We start from the raw sequence: 20,533 nt of genomic DNA, 5'->3' as shown, positions 1-20,533 counted from the left end.
CGGCGATGGGCGCCGCGGCGGGCCGTGTGATCTTCGTCAGCGCCGGCCCCGGCGCGGCAGACCTCATCACGGTCCGCGGCGCCCGCGCGCTCGCCACGGCCGACATCGTGCTGGCCGACGCGCTGGCCGACCCGGCACTGCAGGATCTCGCGCCCAACGCGCGCTGGACCTATGTCGGCAAGCGCGGCTTCGAGCATTCGGCCAAGCAGGCCGAGATCAACGCACTGCTGGTGCAGGCCGCCCGCGAGCATGCCGTCGTCGTGCGCCTCAAGGGCGGCGACGCCAGCGTCTTCGGCCGCCTGGAAGAGGAACTGCAGGCGCTGGCCGACGCGGGCATCGCCAGCGAAGTCATCCCCGGCGTCACCGCCGCCTCGGCCGCTGCAGCGCTGACGCAGCGCCCGCTGACCCGGCGCGGCCGCGGCCGCAATGTCAGCCTGACGACGGCCATGACGGCCGAGGGCGAGCTGCGCGCGGCGCTGTCGGCCGACACCGAAGTCTTCTACATGGCCGGCCGGCAGCTCGACACGCTGGGCCCCAAGCTCATCGCCGCCGGCTGGGCCGCCGACACGCCCGCGCTGGTCGTCAGCCGCGCCGGCTGCCCCGACGCCCTGACCAGCGAGCACGCGCTGGCCAACCTCGCCAACGCCGCACCTTTGCACGGCGGCCGGCCGGCCGTTCTCATCGTCGGCACGGGCGCCCTGCCGGCGTCCAATAAAATCATCGTTTCGCCTGAACAGGCACCCCTTACCTCTCAGAGCCGCTCATGACCCACGTCGTCACCGAAGCCTGCATCCGCTGCAAATACACCGACTGCGTCGACGTCTGCCCGGTCGACTGCTTCCGCGAAGGCCCGAACTTCCTGACCATCGACCCGGACGAGTGCATCGACTGCGCCGTCTGCATCCCCGAGTGCCCGGTCAACGCGATCATGCCGGAGGAGGATGTGCCGGGTGACCAGATCCACATGATCAAGATCAACGCGGACCTGGCCAAGAACTGGCCCAGCATCACCAAGCGCAAGCCCGCCCTGCCCGACGCCGACGAGTGGAAGGACAAGACGGGCAAGCTGAACGAACTGATCCGCTGAACCCCGGCGCGCCGCGCCGTCTTCGCATGCAAGACCAAGCCTCTCCGCGCCCGGATGCCATCGAGACCGACGCCGTCATCGTCGGCGCCGGGCCCGTAGGCCTGTTCCAGGTCTTCGAGCTGGGCCTGCTGGAGATCAAGGCCCACATCATCGACAGCCTGGCCTACCCCGGTGGCCAGTGCATCGAGCTATACCCCGACAAGCCCATCTACGACATCCCGGCCGTGCCCCTGTGCACCGGCAAGGAGCTGACGGACAACCTGCTCAAGCAGATCGAGCCGTTCGGCGCGACCTTCCACCTGGGCCAGGAAGTCACCGTCGTGCAGAAGCAGGCCGACGGCCGCTTCTTCGTCGAAACCAGCAAGGGCACGCAGTTCCTGACGAAGACGGTCTTCATCGCCGGCGGCGTGGGCAGCTTCCAGCCGCGCACGTTGAAGGTCGAGGGCGTCGAGCCCTACGAGGGCTCGCAGGTCCACTACCGCGTCAAGGCGCCGAACCAGTTCGCCGGCAAGAACCTGCTCATCATCGGCGGCGGCGACTCCGCGCTGGACTGGGCACTGAACTTCTGCGCCGCCCACGAGGACGGCAACCCGCACAAGGCCGAGAGCGTCATCCTCGTGCACCGCCGCGACGGCTTCCGGGCCGCACCGGCCAGCGTCGCCAAGATGCAGGCGCTGTGCGATGCACAGGAGATGCAGTTCATCGTCGGCCAGACGGTGGGCATCGACGAACGCGATGGCCAGCTGACCGGCCTCAAGATCGCCGGCAACGACGGCATCACGCGCGTCGTGCCCTGCGACCAGGTGCTGGCCTTCTTCGGCCTCAGCCCCAAGCTGGGCCCCATCGCCGAATGGGGGCTGGCGCTGGAGCGCAAGCAGATCGTCGTCGACACCGAGAAGTTCGAGACCAGCGTGCCGGGCATCTTCGCCGTCGGCGACGTGAACACCTACCCGGGCAAGAAGAAGCTCATCCTGAGCGGCTTCCACGAGGCCGCGCTGGCCGCGTTCGGCGCAGCGCCCTACGTGTTCCCCGACAAGCGGGTGCATCTGCAGTACACGACAACCAGCCCGAAGCTGCACAAGGTTCTCGGCGTCGACTCCCCCGTCTTCGACTAAGGGTTGGGGCTTGCGAAATGACGCCACAGCGGCGTTGCACGGGCTTGCCGTGGCGATGCCACTGTCTGCGCCCGCGCGCCTTGCTGTGACGCCATTGCGCAAGCCTGGCAGCGGCCGCGAATAGAATCCGCTTCACGCGCCATCTCTGTGTGGCGCGTCTTCGCTAGGGGTGTTGATGGCCTGGTGCCATCGACTGAGACAGTCCCTTTGAACCTGACTGGAAGCGCGGCAACGCGCTTCAGAGTCCCCAATAGGGGATTCGAGGTAATCCTCGCGCAGGGAAGCAGCCGAATCGCAGCCCCCATCCTGTTTCGTCTCCCGGGGGCCTGGCGTCTTCAGTGTTTGCCGACCTGCCATCGCTTCGCATTCCGATGGCAAGACCTACTCTCTCCCTCATCGCCACCGCAGCCGCCCTGCTGGCCGCCGGCGCCGCCTCCGCGCAATCGCTGCCGCAAGTCAGCGTGACCGGCAAGTCCGTCGAGGCCGTGCCCAGCCTGTCCGGCTTCAACGAGGCGCCGGCCCGGCTGCCCATGCAGGCGCTGAGCCTGTCCGCCGAACGACTGGAAGACCTGGGCATCACCCAGCTGTCCGGCATCACCAAGCTGGACGCGTCCGTCTCCGACGCCTACAACGCCGTCGGCTACTGGTCGCAGCTCAAGGTCCGCGGCTTCGACCTCGACAACCGCTTCAACCTGCGCCGCGACGGCCTGCCTGTCAGCGGCGAGACCGCGCTGTCGCTGGTCAACAAGTCGGCCATCGAGGTGCTCAAGGGCAGCTCCGCCATGCAGGCCGGCACCAGCTCGCCGGCCGGCCTCGTCAACTTCGTCGTCAAGCGACCGCTGGCCGAGGACGGCACGGCGCTGATGCTCAACGTCGTCCAGGGCGGCACGGTGGCCGCGAGCGTCGACCACTCGCAACGCTTCGGCAGCCAGCGTGAGTTCGGCCTGCGCCTGAACCTCGCCGCCGCCCACCTGGACCCGCAGGTCAACAACGCCCGCGGCCGCTCGCACACCGCGGCGGTGGCGGCCGACTGGCGCGTCAGCGCCGACACCCTCGTCGAAGCCGAGATCGAGTTCAACCGCCAGAGCCAGCCCAGCCAGGACGGTTTCAGCCTGCTGGGCGACAAGCTGCCGGACGCGAAGGCCATCGACCCGCGGCTGAACCTCAACAACCAGCCCTGGACGCTGCCCGTCGTCTTCGACAACACCCACGCCTCGCTGCGCGTGCAGCAGAAGCTGGGCAACGACTGGCGTGCGCAGGCCCACCTGGGCGTGCAGCGCCTGCGCACGGATGACCGCAACGCCTTCGCGTTCGGCCTGGACTGCAACGAGAACAGCGACTTCTCCGGCGCCTACTACTGCGACCGCTTCGGCCCTGACGGCCGCTTCGACCTCTACGACTTCCGCAGCGAGAACGAGCACCGCGACACGACGTCGCTCGACATCTCCGCCAGCGGCCCCGTGCAGCTGGGCGGCCTGCGCCACGACCTGACCGTGGGCGGCCTGAGCAGCCACTTCAAGAGCCGCTTCCAGCGCCAGGCCTACAACTTCACCGGCATCGGCAACCTCAGCGGCAACGTCGTCACCGCGCCCAGCCCCGCGCTGACCGGCGAGAATACCAACCGCGACGAGCGCAGCAACGAGCTCTACCTGCGCGACCGCGTGGTCCTGGGCGCCGACACCAGCGCCTGGCTGGGCCTGCGCCACTCCCGCCTGCAGCGTGAGAGCGTGCGCACCGACGGCTCGCGCGCGACGGACTACTCGCAGGGCGTTACGACGCCATGGGTCGCCGTCAGCCACGCCATCGCCAGCGACTGGCTGGTCTACGCCAGCTGGGGCCAGGGCATCGAGAGCGAAGTCGCGCCCAACCGCGCGCGCTTCAAGAACCGCGGCCAGGCCCTGCCCGCGCTGAAGAGCCGCCAGACCGAGATCGGCCTGAAGACCGGCACGCAGCGCGTCGAAGGCTCGCTGACGCTGTTCGACATCCACCGCCCCGCCTGGCGCGACGTCGTGCTGCCCGGCTTCACCGAGTGCAGCGCCAACGACAGCTGCGAGCGCCGCGCCGACGGCCAGGCCCGCCACCGCGGCGTCGAGGCCAGCGCCGACCTCAAGTGGAGCGGCGGCGGCGTGTTCGCGAGCGCCATGCGCCTGCAGGCCCGCCGCCACGGCAGTGCCGACACCGCGCTCAACGGCCTGCGCCCCGCCAACGTGCCGGAGACGACGATAAAGGTGCACGTGCGCCAGGACCTGCTGCCCGGCCTGCAGCTGCAAGCCGGCATGCGCCACGAGGGCCGCCGCTTCGCGACGCCCGACAATGGCGTCACCGTGCCCGCCTGGACCGTGGCCGACGCGAGCCTGCGCTACACGCAGCTGCTGGGCGGCCAGACCTGGATCTGGCGTGCCGCGGTGGACAACCTGGCCAACAAGCGCGCCTGGCGCGAGTCACCGTGGCAGTTCGATCACAGCTACCTCTACCCGCTCGAAACGAGAACTTTCCGCGCAAGTCTCGAAGTTCGACTCTGACCGCGAAAAAACTGCTATAGTCGTGGGCTCTGTTCCTCGATAGCTCAGTCGGTAGAGCGCCGGACTGTTAATCCGTAGGTCCCTGGTTCGAGCCCAGGTCGGGGAGCCACAGAATTGCATCGCAAGATGCCAAGACGCATGACGCAACCGCTTGTCATGCCGACATACAAATCCATTCCTCGATAGCTCAGTCGGTAGAGCGCCGGACTGTTAATCCGTAGGTCCCTGGTTCGAGCCCAGGTCGGGGAGCCAAATCAAAGCCTCACATGCGAAAGCGTGTGGGGCTTTTTCTTTTTGACCGCATGTGGCGCGGCGCGCGCTTTTGCAGTGATTGGCATCCGCTTTTGCAGTAACTGGCAGGCGCTTTTGCAGTGATTCAAGCCGGATTTAACAGCTGAGCCTCGACAAGTTGTCCACAGGGGCTGTCCGGATGACCATCGAGTACCCTCCTCCCAGAATCAGTCTAGGGAGGAACTCACATGGCAATCGAATGGGCAGTTGTCGGCGAAGTGGCTAAGCCGCTGTTTGGCGCCTTAGTCGGGGCGCTCGGGAAGTCTTGGGCTGAGAGGAAGCCAAAGGTGATCACCTTCTATGGCAGCGTCAGCACTCACGAAGTTCGATTGCCGGGCCAAGATCCATTTAGGGTGTTCACGCACGAAGTGGTCGTCCGCAACATCGGGAAGAAGCCCGCCAAGAATGTGCGCTTGCCTCACCTGAATCCGCCGGACTACTTTGTCCGGCCTCCGACCCAGTATGCAATCGAGCCGAATCCTTCAACCGGGTCATCAGACATCGTCATTCCACTGATGGTGCCGGGCGAGGAGGCGCTGGTTTCCTATCTTTACCAGCCGCCTATGAAGGCTCACGACGTCAACTTGCCCATCAAGCATGACGATGGTTTTGCACTCGTGAAAGACGTGCACTTGCAGCCGAAGCTTCCTGTTGCTGTCGAGCGCACTGCCGCTGCGCTCGTCTTGTTGGGCTTGGGCACGATGGGATACATGCTCTACCTAGGTGTTCGGGCAGCACTGCGCTTTGCAGGGTGGCCGTGATACCGGCGCCGCCTGCCAGCCGAACTGAGGAACTCTTGCCAGATCGCTGGAAGGCGGATTCAACAGGCAAATGATGTGTCCGACCGACACCAACAAAGCAGGGCGCCGCTGCTCACTGCAACCGCAGTGCTTCGATGTGCAGGCCCAAAGGCGAGGTGACACCAACTGCCAGCAACCTCTTGCCGGCAAGCGCCTCACCCTGCGCTAGAAGAGGGTCTGCGCACAGTCGTGACTTGACGTTCATGTACTCCACTTCAACCCGCTGAAGGCAAAGCGTCCGCCGGGACTCGTACCTACCGACGCTCACGACCTGAAGTTCGACAGCCGACTGTTTGCGCGCAAGCAGCCGACTCGCGCCCGCAACCCAGCCTTGGCCCGAGATGAACAGCAGGCCTGCGAAGCAGAGAATGAAGGCAGGCCAAACAAGCCACCTGACCCAAGCGGTGGGATATCGGGAACGCACTTGCGCACGGAGCCGTGTTGAAGTCATGAGAAGCGCCGATGGAGCGACGAGCATCGGTGCAAGCATCGCTGTGGGTATCGAATAGACCGCGAGAAACTGTTCCCCGAAAACGCTGTCAAGCAGCAGCCCGCCAACGGCAAGGATCAGCAGCAAGATCAGGCGCACAACACCACGGTGACGCATCTTTGACTGGGACTGATAGCGAGGTCAGATTGTCATCGCTGGCCGCCTTGAAACAGGGGCTGACGACTTGCCCAGACGCATACCTTCAGCCCTTTTGATTGAAGCGCACTCCTGTGCGGAGTGCATCAACCGCGCCCCACCCCGTCAAACACCGCCTTCCGCAGCTCAACCATGACTTCTGCGATGCTGGGCGCCAGCTCTTCCCAGGCGGCGGCATCGAAGTGGCGGGGGCGGCGAAGCTGCGCGGTCTGGGCGCGCTGCAGCCGGCGGCCGTCACAGCCGAAGACGATGCTGTTGCCGCAATCCCGGTCACACAGGACGAGCACGCGGCCGTCGAATGCGCGGCGGATGCGCTCGACGTGCAGGGCGTAGTCGCAGTGCCCCATGTGCAGGTTCACGACCAGCAGGCCTTCCGGCTGCAGTGAGTCGCGGCAGTCGTCGTAGAAGGCTTGCGAGCACAAGGCGGGCGGGATGCCGTCGGGGTCGTAGCCGTCGACCATCAACACGTCCAGGCGATGCGGCGGCGAGCGCACGAAGTCCGCGCCGTCGCCGCGGCGCACCGCGAAGAGGTGGTCATCCGGCGGCACGTGGAACACGTCTCGCAGCGCGATCACGTGCGGGTTGATCTCGACGACGTCGATGCGCGCCTTCGGCAGGTAGGCGCGGCAGAACTTGGCCAGCGAACCACCGCCGAGACCGATCATGCCGATGGTCTCCGGCCGGTCGTTGAAGAGCAGGAACCCCATCATCGTGCGGGTGTAGTCCAGGTCCAGCGCCAGCGGCCTGCGCGACTGCATCCGGCTCTGGATCTCACTGATCGAGAAGTGAAGCGCCTTCGTCGTCAGCGTCTCGTAGACGAAGGGCTTGACGTGGTCCTCGGCATTGGCGGTATCGGGCATGGTCAGCGAAGTGGTCGGGGATGGGGCTGGCTGCGCCGGGCGGCATGGACAGCCACTGGCGCGCCCAGCCTGCGATGCCGCGCCGCGGCCGGAGCTATCCCGGCAAGCGGCCCGTTTTATTGGCATTTGATGTGCTCGTGATTATCATGCCGTTAACATAGAAGGCACACCATGGAGCAGAAAACCGCACGACTGACCGTCCTCATCGACCCGGACAAGAAGAAGGCCTTCGAGACGCTTTGCGCGCAGCAGGACGTCACGCCGTCGCAGGTGGTCCGCCGCCTGATCCGCGACTACCTGGCGGCCCACGGTGTCGACTTCGGTCCGGGTGGCGCCAAGGCCCCCGAGGCCGGCTGACCCGTTGCCGCGCGGAGCGCCGGCCTGTCGGGCATGCCGGGGGATGCCAGCTGCATGGCGACGCAGCCACCGGCAGAACCCGGTCGGCCTGCCAGCGCGGCCAACCCGCAGGCGTCCGGCACGTGACGCGCTTCCATTCGACACACTGAACCCCTACCGAACCCCATGAGCACCCTGCCCGCCTGCCCCAAGTGCCAGTCCGTCTACACCTACGAGGACGGCGCCCAGCTCATCTGCCCCGAGTGCGGCCACGAATGGTCGGCGCAGCCGGCTGAGGCGACCGCAGAGGAGTCCCGCGTCATCAAGGATGCCGTCGGCAATGTGCTGCAGGACGGCGACACGGTGACCGTCATCAAGGACCTGAAGATCAAGGGCTCGTCGCTGGTCGTGAAGGTGGGCACCAAGGTCAAGAACATCCGCCTGACCGACGGCGACCACGACATCGACTGCAAGATCGAAGGCATCGGTGCGATGGGTCTGAAGTCGGAGTTCGTGCGCAAGGTCTGACCCTGCAGCTTCGCCACCCCTGAGACAAAGTAGGCACGCTTGAACACCCTGGAGCAACTTCGCGCAGGCAACTTGCACGGCGCGCAGCGCCTGACCCTTCGCGCCAAGTTGCGCGAACTGCCGGCCGAGGTCTACACCCTCGCCGACACGCTGGAAGTGCTGGACCTGTCCGACAACGAGCTGGACGACCTGCCCGCCGACCTGCCGCGGCTGCACCGGCTCAAGGTCATCTTCTGCTCCGACAACCGCTTCACGCGGCTGCCCGAGGTGCTCGGGCGCTGCGAGGCGCTGGAGATGGTGGGCTTCAAGGCCAACCGCATCGTCGACGTGCCGGCCGCCGCGCTGCCGCCGCAGTTGCGCTGGCTGATCCTGACGGACAACCGCATCGAGACGCTTCCCGACGAGCTGGGCCGGCGGCCGCGGCTGCAGAAGGTGGCGCTGGCCGGCAACCGGCTGCACGCACTGCCGGCGAGCCTGGCGGCGTGCAGCAACCTGGAGTTGCTGCGCATTTCCGCCAACCAGCTGGGCGCCCTGCCCGACTGGCTGCTGGCGCTGCCCCGGCTGACCTGGCTGGCCCATGGCGGCAACCCGTACAGCGCCACGCAGGAAGCGCAGACGCTGGCCCACGCCCCGGCACCGCTCGTGCCGTGGGCCAGCCTCGACGTGCAGGCGCTGCTGGGCGAAGGCGCGTCGGGCCACATCTACCGCGCGGCACACGCGGACCGGGGCGCCGTGGCGGTGAAGGTCTTCAAGGGCGAGGTGACGAGCGACGGCCTGCCGTCCACGGAGCTCGCGGCCTGCCTGCAGGCGGGGGCGCACCCGCAACTCATCCCGGCCATCGGCCGGCTGAGCGGGCACCCGGCCGGCGCCGATGGCCTGCTGATGCCACTGGTGGGCCCCGAGTTCCGCACGCTGGCCGGGCCGCCCAGCCTGGCGTCGTGCACGCGCGATGTCTACGACCCCGCGCTGCGCCTGTCGCCCGCCGTCGCGCTGGCGATGGCCGCCGGCGTCGCCGAGGCGCTGGCGCATCTGCACGAGCGCGGCCTCACGCACGGCGACCTGTACGCGCACAACCTGCTGCACGACGGCCAGGGCCGGGTGCGGCTGGGCGACTTCGGTGCCGCGTCCTTCCTCGCCAGCGTGCCTGCGGCGCAGGCCGCACGGCTGCGGGCGCTGGACGTGCGCGCGCTGGGCTGCCTGCTGGAAGAGCTGCTCGGCTGCTGCGACGGCGGCACCGCGCCGGCAGCGGCCACGGCGCTCGCACAGGCCTGCCTGCAACCGCAGGTGGCGCAGCGCCCGCCGGCCCGCGACCTGGCGCGGGCGCTGCGCGAGCTGGCTGAGGCCTGACGTTCAGCCTGCGGTCACAGCGACCGCAGGAAGGCCAGCACCGCGTCCCGGTCGGCCTTGCCCAGCGCCTCGAAGCGCTGGCGCGACTTCCCGCCCTCGCCGCCGTGCCACAGGATGGCCTCGGTCAGGTTGCGGGCGCGGCCGTCGTGCAGGTAGCCGACCTTGGCAGCATCGCCCATGACCTTCTCCGTGTAGCCGATGCCCCACAGCGGCGCCGTGCGCCACAGCGCGCCGGTGGCCTGGCCCTCCACGTAGCCGTCGGCCAGCCCCGCGCCCATGTCGTGCAGCAGCAGGTCCGTGTAGGGCTTGATGGCCTGGTTGCGCAGTTCGGCGAACAGGTGGCCGGGGCCCGTCTTCATGTCCGTCACATGGCAGGCGGTGCAGCGCATGGCCTGGAACAGCTTGGCGCCGGCGCTGACCTGCAGCGGGTCTACGCGGTGCTCGTCCAGCGGCGCGACGCCCTTGGGGAAGCCGCTGGGCAGGCTGCGCTGCGCCGGCACGGCGACGAGCGCGAGGTAGCGCGACACGGACTGCAGGTCGGCCTCGGCAATGCCGCGCTCGGCCTTGCCCGCGGCACAGGCCACCGGGCCGTTGTTGCACGCACGGCTGGGGTAGACGGGCGACGTGACCGCCATGTCCTGCAGCAGCGCCGCGGCCGTCTGGTGGCGCAGCGAAACCTTGGACGCCTTCCAGCCGAAGCGGCCCAGCCGCACGGCGCCGGTCTCGGGGTCGAAGACGTAGTTGGGCACGCCCTTCACGCCGTCCTCGTCGGCCATGCTGCGGGCGCGGGCCAGGATGTCGCCCTCGGGCACGGCTTCCAGCAGGCCGGTGCCGATCATGGGCTGCGCCGCGCGCAGCGAGAACACCGCCGGCACCGGGCCGTCGAACGCCAGCGTGGGCTTGCGCAGTTCCACCGCCGTGCCGTCGGCCAGCGTCACCGTCTTCGTCTCGAAGCCGCCCACGCGCACGCTGGTGCCCCAGTCCTGCGGCGTGCCGCTGGCCGAGAACGCGTTCATCTGGATGGACGTGCCGTAGCGCGAGTGCGGCAGCTGCTGGCCGGCGGCGTCCAGCATCGCGGTGCGCACGGACATCGCGTCCAGCTTCTGGTTGACGGCGGTCGGCGCCGGGCTGCGGCCGTTGTTGACGTGGCAGGCGATGCAGGCCGACTGGTTGAAGCGCTGGCCCTGCAGGCCCACGGCCGGCGTGTAGCGGTCGTTGCCGGGCTCGTTGTGGTCGCCGGTCGTGAAGTTGGTGTGCACCAGGCGGCGCCCTTCGACGAAGCGCTGCATGTTCTGCATGCCCGCGTGGTTGTGCGGCTGCTGGAACATGAAGAGGCCGTTGTCGGAGTAGTTGTACGACACCGAGCCGTCGCCGCCCGACAGCGTGGCCACCGGCAGCGGCGCGTTCATCAGCCGCGGCTGCACGCCATAGGACGGCCGCAGGCCGGTGCCGACGACATAGGTCCACTCGCCGGCGTAGTAGCGGATGCCGCCGTTGTCGCCGATGGCCTGCATGGCCTGCGTCGTCGAGAAGAACGACGGCGAGACCTCGATGACGTCGCCGACGACCAGCGCGCGGCCCGGCACGCTCTTGCCGTTGGGCATGCCGTCGGCGCCGATGTCGCCATGGCCGGGGTAGCCGTTCACGGTCAGGCTGCAGCCGTTGTTCAACAGGTTGGCGTTGAGCAACTTGCCGTTGGGCGGGTAGGCCACGGGCGGGCAGATCGCCAGGCTCTTGTCGGCCAGCTCGCCGGGGGCCATCCAGCCGTAGCCGGTGACGCCCACGCGGTCGAAGGCGCGGAACCACGCCACGCCGCCCGGCAGCTGCGGCTGCGTGAAGTACTGGTTGACCTTCAGCGTCGGCCTGGTCACACCGGCCACGCGGCTGTTGTCGATGATCTCGAAGCCCCAGGTGCGGTTCTTGAAGTACTGCGGCACGAAGGTCAGAAAGTTGCCCGGGCCTTTGTCGACGGGGTTGCCGGCAGCGTCCACCGTCTCGTTGGGGCCGTAGCCGATCTCGTTCCAGTCCTCGCCACGCTCGCGGCCGTGGCGGGCCAGGCCGCGCACGCCGAAGCGCGTGACCAGCGTGCCGTCGGGCAGCGTGAACTGCAGCGACTCCAGCGGCTCCGCACTCGTCGGCAGCGGCACGAGGCCGGCACCGCTGGCCGGAAACTTGACGGCCGACGTGGCGACGTCGGCCAGCGTGTTGTCGCTGCCCGGCGTCTTGAACTCGGCCTCGAACAGCGAATAGCCGTATTGCGTGGCACGGGCCACGCCCTGCAGGCGCAGGTAGCGCGCGTTCACGCCCAGGTTGAAAAACTCCTCGGTGCCGCCGCGGCCGTTGCTCACGTTGCGGACCTCGGTCCAGGTCTTGCCGTCGTCCGACGTGCGCAGCGAGTAGGCCTTGCCGTAGGCGTTCTCCCAGACCAGCTTCAGGTAACCCACGGCCGTCCTGGCACCGAAGTCGAACTGGATCCACGCGCCGTCCTCGAACGTGCTGGCCCAGCGCGTGCCGGGCTTGCCGTCGATGGCCATCGCGGCGGCATTGCCGGCGTTCTCGACGGCCGACGACGTGGCGGCCACCGGCTTGACGGCAACGCCGGGCTGGCTGGTGTCGACCGGCGATGGTGCAGGCGCCGGCGCAGGGGCCGGTGCGGGCGCGGAAGCCGGCGCGACGCCGGAGAACGCCTGGATCTCGAAGATGGAGTAACCGTACTGCGAGGAGCGCTTGATGCCCTTCAGGCGCAGGTAGCGCCCCTGGCCGCTGAGGCCCGTCCAGTCCTCGCTGCCGCCGGCGCTGTTGGCCACCGCCTTCAGCGTCGTCCAGGCCGCGCCGTCGGCGCTGACCTGCAGCTCGTACTGCGTCGCGTGCGCGCGCTCCCAGTCGATGTGCACGCGGCTGATGGCCACCGTCTTGCCGTAGTCCAGCATCAGCCACTGGTCGTCGCTGAAGCCGCTGCTCCAGCGCGAGCCGTCGTCATGGTCGATGGCCTTGGCGGCGGACAGATCGTCACGCTCCGACGCGCTGGCCGTCACGGCCACCGGCGTCAGCGCCGCCTCGGTGTCGCCGGCGGTTGCGGCCAGCGCTCGGGCGGTGGCGCCGGCGTCGCTGCCCTGCACCGTCGGTTGAGATGACTCGCCGGCGCCACCGCCGCCACAGGCTGCGACCAGCAGGCTGATGGCAAACGGCAAGCCGTGGGTGGATAGATGGCGCAAGACCTGACGCGGCATGAGTCCCTCGTGACGGTATGGTTGTGGAACGCGCCCTGTTGAAAGCGCATTCATCTGCAAGGGCGCGATGCTGCCCATGCGCCGGTGGGCGGTCTACCGCTGTCACTGTCTTCAGGGCATCTCTTGCCTGCCGTTACATGTGCGGCACCCGCGCACACAGCGGGCGCGGCAAGGCTGGCGAGGGCTCAGAGCGCAGTGCTGAGGCTCAGCACAACCGTGCTGCGCCGCGTAGCGCTTGCCCACATGACCGGGCCGCCGCGGCCGGCGGACACCCATGACAGCTGCACTTCCAGCCCCTCGCCCCACTGCCAGGATGCCCCCGCGCGCGCATCCACGCGCGTAGCGCCCCGCGGGTTGTACGGCTGGCTGGCCCAGCGCGACGCGCCACGGCTGTGCAGCAGGCCGACGTGGGCCAGCGCCGCCACTGGCGCCACCGCGGGCCAGCGCAGGTTGGCCTCGGCATAGACCGTTCGCTGGCCGCTGCCGTAATAGTCGGGGGCGTGATGCAGGCGCACGCTCCAGCCCTCGCCCAGCAGGCCCACATAGCCCTCGGCGAAGTCGTAGCGCGACAGGCCCTCGTAGCGGTGCAGCACCAGGCCGGCCTCGGCATCCAGGCCCAGCTTCAGTTCGAGCACGCGCCCGCCGTAGGCCCGCAGCCAGGCACCGCGCCGGTCGGCGTCGAAGCGCACGCGCGCCAGCGACAGGCCGCCGTACCAGCCCGCAGCGCCATCCCAGCCCAGGCCCAACTGCACACCGGGCCGGTTGCCGGTGTACGACACGCCGCGCTCGCGGGCGTCCGTCTGCACGGACAGCGTCGCCCCGACATCGGCGCGCGCGGCGCCGGTCAGCAGGAGCATCAGAAGCAGCGGTCGCGCGGCGGGCATTACTCCGCAGTGTGCACGAGCGATCTGCAGGCCGCATGACGGGGGCCCGCCCAGCGCGCCAGCGTCGCGCAGCCGTCGATGCGCCCCTGCGCCGCCGTCACCAGCGTGGCCTTGGCGTCCAGCTCGCGCGCCAGCGCCAGCAGGCCGGCGGCGTGTGCAGCGGCGAAGGACGAGCCCGTCACCACCGTCCAGCCACCGCCCGGCGCCGTGCTGGGGATGCCGCTGCCCGGCGCCAGCATCGCACCGCTGGGCAGCGGCGGCGCATTGCCCACCACCAGCACGCCGGGGTGGTTGGCCGGGAAGGGACCGTCGCGCCCCGGCAGCGCCGCCACGACGGTGGCGCCGCGCGCCTGCGCCTGGTCCAGCAGCAGCGCCAGCAGCCGGTCGTCGGGCCCGCCCAGGCTCAGGTTGATGATGTGCGCGCCCTGCTGGATGGCCGCGTACAGCGCCTTGGCCAGGCCCAGGCCGGTGCACAGCGTCTGTGCCGGGCTGGCCTGCCAGCAGGCGCGCAGCGCCAGCAGCCGCGCCTGGGGCGCAATGCCGGCAATGCCGGCGCCGTTGTCGGCCCGCGCCGCGATGATGCCGGCCACCGCCGTGCCATGCCCTTCGGCCGGCGGCGGGCGGTCGTCGACGAAGTTCTGGCTGTGCATCACCTGGCCCGCCAGGTCGGGGTGCTGCGTCTCCACACCGCTGTCCACCACCGCCACGCGCACGCCGCGGCCGGTGGCCAGCTGGTGCAGCTCGGCCAGCTGCCACTGGCTGGCGGCCGGCTGCGCGGCGTACAGCGGCTCCTGCGCGCTGCCGCCCTGCGCCTGGTACAGGCCCACGGGCTGCGCCCAGGCCACGCGGCCGTCGTCCGACACGACGCGCGCCACCTCGGCCGACGAGCGCCGGTCGCCCTCGGGCAGCCGCATGACGAAGCAGTCCACGCCGGCCAGCGGCATGGGCCACTCGCTGCGCATCTCCAGGCCGTGCTTCTCCGCCAGGCTCTGCGCCACCTGCTGGCGCGACTGCCGGCCCACGCCGGCGCCGTAGTGGCCGGCGTAGCTACCGTCGGGCCGATAGTGCGCCTTCGGCAGCTGCAGCATGACGAGCACCTGGCGCTGCGCTTCCTCGGCCTGCGCGGCTGCCGGCCGGCCGGTGAGGCAGCAGGCCAGCAGCACCAGCAAGTGCAGCCACAGGCTCGCCCGCTTCATCGTGCCGGCCCCGGCTGCAGCGGCTCGGCCAGCTGCACGATGGGCGCCGCGCGCAGCGCGGCCAGCCCGCGGGCGTCCACGCGCAGCAGCCAGGCGCCGGTCTCTGTCGGCCCGGCGACGACGCTGGCGCCCTGCGCCTGCAGCAGCTCCCTCAACGCCTGCTCGCCGGTGCCGGGCTTGAACATGACCAGCGCGTCCGCCGCCACCGGCACCGTGCCGGCGGCCGACAGGCCTTCGTAGGCCGGCGCGTCCTGCCGCGCCTGCAGCCACAGGCCCAGCAGCAGCGCACAGGCCGCCCCCTGCGCGCCCAGCGCCCAGGGCACCCAGCGCGGCGCGGCGGGCTGGCGAGCCACCGGCAGCAGGCGCGCGTGCAGTTTCGCAAGGCCCGCCTCCACGTCGCCCACGTCCTCGGGCGCGCCCGCGCCGGCCAGCAGTGTCTGCATGGGCCGCTCGGCGGCCAGTTCGTTGCGGCACAGCACGCAGTGCGGCAGATGCTGCTGCACCTTGGCCATGTCGGCCTCGTCCAGCTGGCCGCGTGCAAACCAGGGCAGCAAGGCCTGCACGGCCGCGTGCTCGTCGTGCTCCATCGGGATGACCACACTCATGACAACTCTCCTCCATGCCCGGCCAAATCGTCGAGCAGGGTGCGCAGCCGGCGCCGCGCGTAGAACATCCGCGTCTTCACGGTCTCGGCGGGGCAGCCCACCACCTCGGCGATCTCGCCGTAGGCCATGTCGTGGAAGTAGCACAGCTCCACGACGGCCCGGTGCTCTGGCGACAGCTCGGCCATCGCCTCGCGCAGCCGCCCGCGCAGCTGGCCCAGGCTGAGCTGCTGCTCGGGGCCGGGGCCCGTGTCCGCCGCCTCGGGCAGGTCGTCGTCGTCCACCGGCAGGTCCTGCCGGCTCAGCGCCTTCAACCCCTTGCGGTAGGCGATGCCGAAGATCCAGGTCGACAACTTGCTGCGGCCATCGAAGCCGTCGGCGCGCTGCCACACCACCAGCATCGTGTCGTTCAGCGCCTCCTCGATGGCGTCGGGCTGGCGCATCAGGTGCGTCAGGAAGCGCCACAGCCGCGGGTGGTAGAGGCGGTACAGCGCGTCGAAGTCGGCCCGGCGGCCACGCTTCACGCCGGCCAGCAGCGCCAGCTCGACGGCTTCCGTGGCCGCGCCGCGCTCCGGCGCCGGGGCGGCGTCGCGCTTTTTTCGGATGCTGGACCAGATCGACATGCCGCGTGAGTACCCCGCCACCCTCCAAAGGTTCAACGGGCATCGTAGCCAGCGCGGTATCGTGTCGCCATGAGCGATGCCGGCCTCCTCACGCTGCCCGACCCGGCCGACGCCGGGCCGGCGGCGCGGCCGGATGCAGAACCCCGGCTGCAGGCCGGTGGCCCGCGCGAATGGCGGGTCAGCGGCGACTGGACGCTGCTGGCGCTGCGCGGACGCTACGAGACCTTGCGCCAGCGCATCGCGCAGGCCGTGGCCGACGACGCCGGCGCGCTGTGGGACCTGCGCGAGGTGGGCCAGCTGGACACCGCCGGCGCGCTGACGCTGTGGCAGGGCTGGGGCCAGAAGCCGCCCGCCCGGCTGCTGTGGCTGCCGGAGCATGTGACGCTGTTCGCGCAGTTCATGCAGCCCGCCGCGCTGCCCCGGCGCAAGCCCGGCCTGGGCCCTGGGCTGGAACGCGCCGGCCGCCGCGTGTTGGCCTTCGCCCGCCACGGCGTGGACATCGTCACGCTGACCGGCCGGCTGCTGCTGGATGCCCTGCTGATGCTGAGGCGCCCGTCGCTGATCGGCTGGCGCGAGATCTCGGCCAACGTCTACCGCACCGGCGCGCAGGCGCTGCCGATCACGGCGCTGGTCGGCTTCCTCGTCGGCCTGACGCTGTCCTACCTGATCTCGCGCCAGCTCAAGACCTACGGCGCCGACATCTTCGTCATCAACATCCTGGGCCTGGCCGTGCTGCGCGAGCTGGGGCCGCTGCTGGCGGCCATCATCGTGGCGGGCCGCTCGGGCTCGGCGATGACGGCACAGATCGGCGTCATGCGCGTCACGCAGGAGCTGGATGCGCTGTCGGTGATGGGCATCTCGCACACGGTGCGGCTGGTGGCGCCCAAGGTCGTGGCGCTGGCCATCTCGCTGCCGCTGGTGGCGCTATGGACGAGCGCGCTGATGCTGCTGGGCGGCATGGCCGCGGCCGGCGCGCAGCTGAAGCTGGACCCGGCGCAGTTCCTGCACACGCTGCCCAGCGTCGTCGAGCCGGTGAACCTGTGGCTGGGCTGGGCCAAGTCGGTGCTGTTCGGCAGCCTCATCGCGCTGCTGGCTTGCCACTTCGGCCTGCGCGTGAAGCCCAACACCGAGAGCCTGGGGCAGAGCGTCACGCAGTCGGTCGTCACGGCGATCACGCTGGTCATCGTCGTGGACGCGATCTTTGCAGTGCTGTTTTCCGATGTCGGGGTCTAGCGTGACGGAAGCCATCATCGAAGTCGACAACGTGACGACGGCCTTCGACGGCCACGTCATCCACCGCCACCTCAACCTGACCGTGCACCGCGGCGAGGTCATGGCGCTGATCGGCGGCTCCGGCTCCGGCAAGACGACGCTGCTGCGCCTGCTGCTGGGGCTGGAAGTGCCGCAGGCCGGCAGCGTGAAGATCTTCGGCCACCCGCTGGGCCGCTGCGCCGCGCGCGACCTGGAGCGCGTGCGCTACCGCTGGGGCGTGCTGTTCCAGAACGGCGCGCTGTTCTCGGCACTCAGCGTGTTCGACAACGTCGCGCTGCCGCTGCGCGAGCTCAACAGCGTGCCGCCGGACATGGTCAAGCCGCTGGTGCTGCTGAAGCTCGCCCAGGTGGGCCTGAAGCCCGACGACGCGCTGAAGCGCCCGTCGGAGCTGTCGGGCGGCATGGTCAAGCGCGTGTCGCTGGCGCGCGCGCTCATCCTGGACCCGCAGCTGCTGTTCCTCGACGAACCCACCGCCGGGCTGGACCCCGACAGCGCCAAGCAGTTCGTCAAGCTGCTGCGCAAGCTGCGCCAGGAGCTGGGCCTGACGGTCGTCATGGTGACGCACGACGTCGACACGCTGTTCGCCGTCGTCGACCGCGTGGCCGTGCTGGCCGAACAGCGCATCCTGGCCTGCGGGCCACTGACCGAGGTGGCGCGCCTGCCGCACCCGTTCGTGCGCAACTTCTTCCTCGGCCACCTGGAGCGCTGCGCCGAGGAAGACGTGAAGCGCTTCCGGCTCAGCCTCGACGACACCAGCGAAGAAGGCGGCGTCCCGGCCGTGCTCAGAGAAGACTCCTTGATTTGACTGCCATGGAAAACAAAGCCCACGCCCTCGCCGCCGGCCTGTTCCTCTTGCTGCTCGGCCTGGCCTTGGCCGCCAGCGTCGCCTGGTTCCAGGGCGACCGCACGGCCCGCGTGCGCTACACGGTCGTCGCCCGCAGCGGGGTGCCGGGGCTGAACCTGAAGGCGCCCGTCAAGCTGCGCGGCGTGGAGGTGGGCTGGGTGGACAGCATCGGCTTCGACCCCGAGGACCCGCGGCAGATCCTCGTCGGCATCGTCGTCGACGCCGCCGCGCCCGTGGCCGCCACGACGCACGCGCAACTCGGCCTGCAGGGGGTCACGGGGCTGTCCTTCGTCAGCCTGGAGGAGCCGGCCACCAGCGCGCCGCTGCAGCGCGCCCAGCCCGGCGCGCGGCTGGCGCTCAAGCCCACGCTGCTGGACCGCCTGGCCGAAAGCGGCCCGCTGCTGCTGGCCGGCTTTGCCGAGACGGCCGAGCGGCTCAACAAGCTGCTCAGCGATGACAACCGCGACCAGCTCTCCCGCACGCTGGCGCGGCTGGACCAGACCGCCGCCGACACCAGCCGCCTGATGGCCGCGCTGCAGCCCGCCGCACGCGAGCTGCCCAGCCTGCTGAAGAACGCCGACGGCACCGCGCAGCAGGCGACCGCGGCGCTGCGCGAGATCCAGACGCTGGCCGCCGACGGCCGCGCGCTGGCGCAGGACCTGCGCGCCCGCGCCGCCGTGCTGGACCGCCTGGACGCCGCCGCCCAGCAGGTGCAGGCCACCAGCCGCAACCTGGAACTCGCGCTGGTGGGCGACACGCCGCAGCGCACCCGCTCCGTGCTGGCCGACGTGTCGGCCGCCAGCCGCAGCATCGAGCGCGCCGCGCACGAGCTGGGCGAGCAGCCGCAGAGCCTGCTGTTCGGCCGCGGCGCGCAGCCGCCGGGGCCGGGCGAGGCGGGCTTTGCCGACCGGCTGAAGACCGGTGCCGCCAAATGAGAACCACTGCCCTCCTCCCCCTGCTCGCCGCGCTGCTGGGCGCCTGTTCGCTGGCGCCCACCGCGCCGGCCCGCGCCGTCTACGACCTCGGCCCTGCGCCCGCCGCGGCCGCCGCCGGCGGTGCGCTGGCCTGGCGCATCGCCGACGTGACGGCGCCGACGTGGCTGAGCGGCGACGGCATCGCCTACCGGCTGAACTTCCAGCAGGCGCAGCGGCTGGAGCGCTACCGCGACAGCGTGTGGGCCGCGCCGCCGCCGGCGCTGCTGACGCAGCGGCTGCGCCAGCAGCTCGCCGCCCAGCCGGGCTGCGAGGGCCGGCCCGCCGCGCTGCTGGCCGTCAACCTCGACGAGTTCGAGCAGCAGTTCGGCAGCGCGACGCACAGCCAGGCCGTGCTGCGCGTGCACGCGACGCTGTGGCCCGCCGGCGGCGGCGCCGCGCTGCAGCAACACTGGCGGCTTGAGCGCCCCGCCGCGCCCGACGCGCCGGGTGCCGCGCGCGCACTGGCGCAGGCGGTGGACGACTGGCTGCCGCAGCTGCAGGCCTGGCTGGCCGCCTCGGCCTGCCGCTGAATCCGCCGCGGCGCCCGGCGCGTAACCCGGCCATGACACGCTCGCGACCCTCCCGGCGGCGCCTCGCGCTGGCGCTGGCGGCGCTTCCCGCGCTGGCCTGGGCCGGCGCATCGGCGGGCCTGTGGTGGGGCCAGGAGAAGCTGCTGTTCCACCCCGAGCCGCTGCCCGCCGACACGCCGCTGGCCACCGAAGCGGACGTGCACGAAAGCGTCGTCGACGTGCCGGGCGCGCGGCTGTCGGTGCTGGCGCTGCGCCTGCCCGAGCCGCGCGGCGTGGTGTTCTACCTTCACGGCAACGCAGGCAACCTGAAGAGCTGGTTCGTCAACACCGAGTTCTACCGCCGCACCGGCTACGACCTCGTCATGCCCGACTACCGCGGCTTCGGCAAGAGCACCGGCCGCATCGACGCCGAGGCCCAGCTGCACGCCGATGCGGCCGCCGTGTGGCGCAGCGTGGCACCTCGCTACGCCGGCAAACGCATCGTCATCGTCGGCCGCTCGCTGGGCACGGGCCTCGCGGCCCGGCTGGCCGCGGACGTGCAGCCGGACCTGACCGTGCTGGTGTCGCCCTATGCCAGCATTGCGGGCCTGGCGCGTGAGCACTACCCCTGGCTGCCCGCGTGGGCCGTGCGCTATCCGCTGCGCACCGACCTCGTCGTGCCCCGGCTGCACGGCCCGTTGCTGCTGCTGCACGGCGATGCGGACGCGGTCATCCCGTTTGCCGAGAGCGAGAAGCTGCGGGCCGCCCAGCCGCACGCGCAGCTGGTGCGCGTTGCGGGCGCGGGGCACGGCGACGTACACCATTTCCCGGCCTACCAGCAGGCATTGGCCGAGGCGCTGCGCTGAC

Annotated in this window: 20 protein-coding genes and 2 tRNA genes; 15 read left to right on the top strand and 7 right to left on the bottom strand. The window is 70.3% G+C overall.

Annotated elements, in window-relative coordinates; genetic code table 11:
• Positions 1-5 precede the first annotated feature (5 nt).
• The 7 genes from cobA to ACG04Q_RS11470 all read left to right on the top strand — a co-directional run bounded on the left by cobA (position 6) and on the right by ACG04Q_RS11470 (position 5,776).
• A complete protein-coding gene (cobA, locus tag ACG04Q_RS11500; RefSeq protein ID WP_394511347.1) occupies positions 6-767 on the top strand; it encodes a uroporphyrinogen-III C-methyltransferase in 762 nt (253 codons plus the stop codon).
• The gene (fdxA, locus tag ACG04Q_RS11495) at positions 764-1,087 is read left to right on the top strand and encodes a ferredoxin FdxA (RefSeq protein WP_394511060.1); all 324 of its coding nucleotides are present in this window, start codon (positions 764-766) and stop codon (positions 1,085-1,087) included. The genes cobA and fdxA overlap by 4 nt, the downstream gene beginning before the upstream one ends.
• Positions 1,088-1,113: 26 nt before the next feature.
• Positions 1,114-2,202, top strand: a complete 1,089-nt coding sequence (locus tag ACG04Q_RS11490; protein WP_394511059.1) for an NAD(P)/FAD-dependent oxidoreductase — start codon at positions 1,114-1,116, stop codon at positions 2,200-2,202.
• A 371-nt stretch (positions 2,203-2,573) separates the two neighbouring features.
• Positions 2,574-4,724 carry a TonB-dependent siderophore receptor gene (locus ACG04Q_RS11485; protein WP_394511058.1) on the top strand — a complete coding sequence of 717 codons (2,151 nt, stop codon included), beginning with the start codon at positions 2,574-2,576 and terminating at the stop codon, positions 4,722-4,724.
• A 33-nt stretch (positions 4,725-4,757) separates the two neighbouring features.
• Positions 4,758-4,833, top strand: a tRNA-Asn gene (locus ACG04Q_RS11480).
• A 67-nt stretch (positions 4,834-4,900) separates the two neighbouring features.
• Positions 4,901-4,976: transfer RNA gene (locus tag ACG04Q_RS11475), tRNA-Asn, on the top strand.
• A 227-nt stretch (positions 4,977-5,203) separates the two neighbouring features.
• Positions 5,204-5,776, top strand: coding sequence for a hypothetical protein (locus ACG04Q_RS11470; RefSeq protein ID WP_394511057.1), 573 nt, complete (start codon positions 5,204-5,206; stop codon positions 5,774-5,776).
• Between the two features lie 112 nt (positions 5,777-5,888).
• Here ACG04Q_RS11470 and ACG04Q_RS11465 read toward each other — a convergent pair whose 3' ends face one another.
• Together ACG04Q_RS11465 and ACG04Q_RS11460 are read right to left on the bottom strand one after the other, a co-directional pair.
• On the bottom strand, positions 5,889-6,404 hold the full coding sequence (locus ACG04Q_RS11465; RefSeq protein WP_394511056.1) for a hypothetical protein: 516 nt from the start codon (positions 6,402-6,404) through the stop codon (positions 5,889-5,891).
• 143 nt (positions 6,405-6,547) lie between these two features.
• Positions 6,548-7,321 (bottom strand): spermine/spermidine synthase domain-containing protein, encoded by a 774-nt coding sequence (locus tag ACG04Q_RS11460; RefSeq protein ID WP_394511055.1) that lies wholly within the window; start codon positions 7,319-7,321, stop codon positions 6,548-6,550.
• Between the two features lie 171 nt (positions 7,322-7,492).
• Here ACG04Q_RS11460 and ACG04Q_RS11455 point away from each other — a divergent pair, with 171 nt between their 5' ends.
• From ACG04Q_RS11455 to ACG04Q_RS11445, 3 genes are all read left to right on the top strand, one after another.
• A complete protein-coding gene (locus ACG04Q_RS11455) occupies positions 7,493-7,678 on the top strand; it encodes a ribbon-helix-helix protein, CopG family (RefSeq protein ID WP_394511054.1) in 186 nt (61 codons plus the stop codon).
• 165 nt (positions 7,679-7,843) lie between these two features.
• Positions 7,844-8,185 (top strand): zinc ribbon domain-containing protein YjdM, encoded by a 342-nt coding sequence (locus tag ACG04Q_RS11450; RefSeq protein WP_394511053.1) that lies wholly within the window; start codon positions 7,844-7,846, stop codon positions 8,183-8,185.
• A 39-nt stretch (positions 8,186-8,224) separates the two neighbouring features.
• A complete protein-coding gene (locus tag ACG04Q_RS11445) occupies positions 8,225-9,532 on the top strand; it encodes a leucine-rich repeat-containing protein kinase family protein (RefSeq protein ID WP_394511052.1) in 1,308 nt (435 codons plus the stop codon).
• A gap of 14 nt (positions 9,533-9,546) precedes the next feature.
• On the opposite strand, the gene ACG04Q_RS11440 is transcribed toward ACG04Q_RS11445, so the two are convergent.
• The 5 genes from ACG04Q_RS11440 to ACG04Q_RS11420 all read right to left on the bottom strand — a co-directional run bounded on the left by ACG04Q_RS11440 (position 9,547) and on the right by ACG04Q_RS11420 (position 16,067).
• The gene (locus ACG04Q_RS11440) at positions 9,547-12,762 is read right to left on the bottom strand and encodes a di-heme oxidoredictase family protein (RefSeq protein ID WP_394511051.1); all 3,216 of its coding nucleotides are present in this window, start codon (positions 12,760-12,762) and stop codon (positions 9,547-9,549) included.
• Between the two features lie 185 nt (positions 12,763-12,947).
• The gene (locus ACG04Q_RS11435) at positions 12,948-13,619 is read right to left on the bottom strand and encodes a TorF family putative porin (RefSeq protein WP_394511050.1); all 672 of its coding nucleotides are present in this window, start codon (positions 13,617-13,619) and stop codon (positions 12,948-12,950) included.
• Between the two features lie 26 nt (positions 13,620-13,645).
• The gene (locus tag ACG04Q_RS11430) at positions 13,646-14,842 is read right to left on the bottom strand and encodes a S8 family peptidase (protein ID WP_394511049.1); all 1,197 of its coding nucleotides are present in this window, start codon (positions 14,840-14,842) and stop codon (positions 13,646-13,648) included.
• Positions 14,839-15,447, bottom strand: a complete 609-nt coding sequence (locus ACG04Q_RS11425) for a zf-HC2 domain-containing protein (protein WP_394511048.1) — start codon at positions 15,445-15,447, stop codon at positions 14,839-14,841. Before ACG04Q_RS11425 ends, ACG04Q_RS11430 begins: the two co-directional genes overlap by 4 nt.
• Positions 15,444-16,067 carry an RNA polymerase sigma factor gene (locus ACG04Q_RS11420; RefSeq protein ID WP_394511047.1) on the bottom strand — a complete coding sequence of 208 codons (624 nt, stop codon included), beginning with the start codon at positions 16,065-16,067 and terminating at the stop codon, positions 15,444-15,446. The genes ACG04Q_RS11425 and ACG04Q_RS11420 overlap by 4 nt, the downstream gene beginning before the upstream one ends.
• Before the next feature lie 69 nt (positions 16,068-16,136).
• On the opposite strand from ACG04Q_RS11420, the gene ACG04Q_RS11415 reads away from it, so the two are divergent.
• From ACG04Q_RS11415 to ACG04Q_RS11395, 5 genes are read left to right on the top strand one after another with little or no spacing between them, the layout of a single operon-like run.
• Positions 16,137-17,300 carry an MlaE family ABC transporter permease gene (locus ACG04Q_RS11415; protein ID WP_394511046.1) on the top strand — a complete coding sequence of 388 codons (1,164 nt, stop codon included), beginning with the start codon at positions 16,137-16,139 and terminating at the stop codon, positions 17,298-17,300.
• Positions 17,287-18,144, top strand: coding sequence for an ABC transporter ATP-binding protein (locus ACG04Q_RS11410; protein ID WP_394511045.1), 858 nt, complete (start codon positions 17,287-17,289; stop codon positions 18,142-18,144). The genes ACG04Q_RS11415 and ACG04Q_RS11410 overlap by 14 nt, the downstream gene beginning before the upstream one ends.
• Before the next feature lie 5 nt (positions 18,145-18,149).
• Positions 18,150-19,118, top strand: a complete 969-nt coding sequence (locus ACG04Q_RS11405; RefSeq protein ID WP_394511044.1) for an MlaD family protein — start codon at positions 18,150-18,152, stop codon at positions 19,116-19,118.
• Positions 19,115-19,687, top strand: coding sequence for an ABC-type transport auxiliary lipoprotein family protein (locus tag ACG04Q_RS11400; RefSeq protein ID WP_394511043.1), 573 nt, complete (start codon positions 19,115-19,117; stop codon positions 19,685-19,687). The genes ACG04Q_RS11405 and ACG04Q_RS11400 overlap by 4 nt, the downstream gene beginning before the upstream one ends.
• A gap of 32 nt (positions 19,688-19,719) precedes the next feature.
• The gene (locus ACG04Q_RS11395; protein ID WP_394511042.1) at positions 19,720-20,532 is read left to right on the top strand and encodes an alpha/beta hydrolase; all 813 of its coding nucleotides are present in this window, start codon (positions 19,720-19,722) and stop codon (positions 20,530-20,532) included.
• The last annotated feature ends 1 nt before the right edge of the window (position 20,533 follow it).

The organism is Pelomonas lactea (assembly GCF_043555885.1).
Taxonomy (GTDB): domain Bacteria; phylum Pseudomonadota; class Gammaproteobacteria; order Burkholderiales; family Burkholderiaceae_C; genus Pelomonas; species Pelomonas lactea.
Note: the sequence above shows the minus strand (reverse complement) of the source record. Positions and strands in the feature narration are given on the sequence as shown.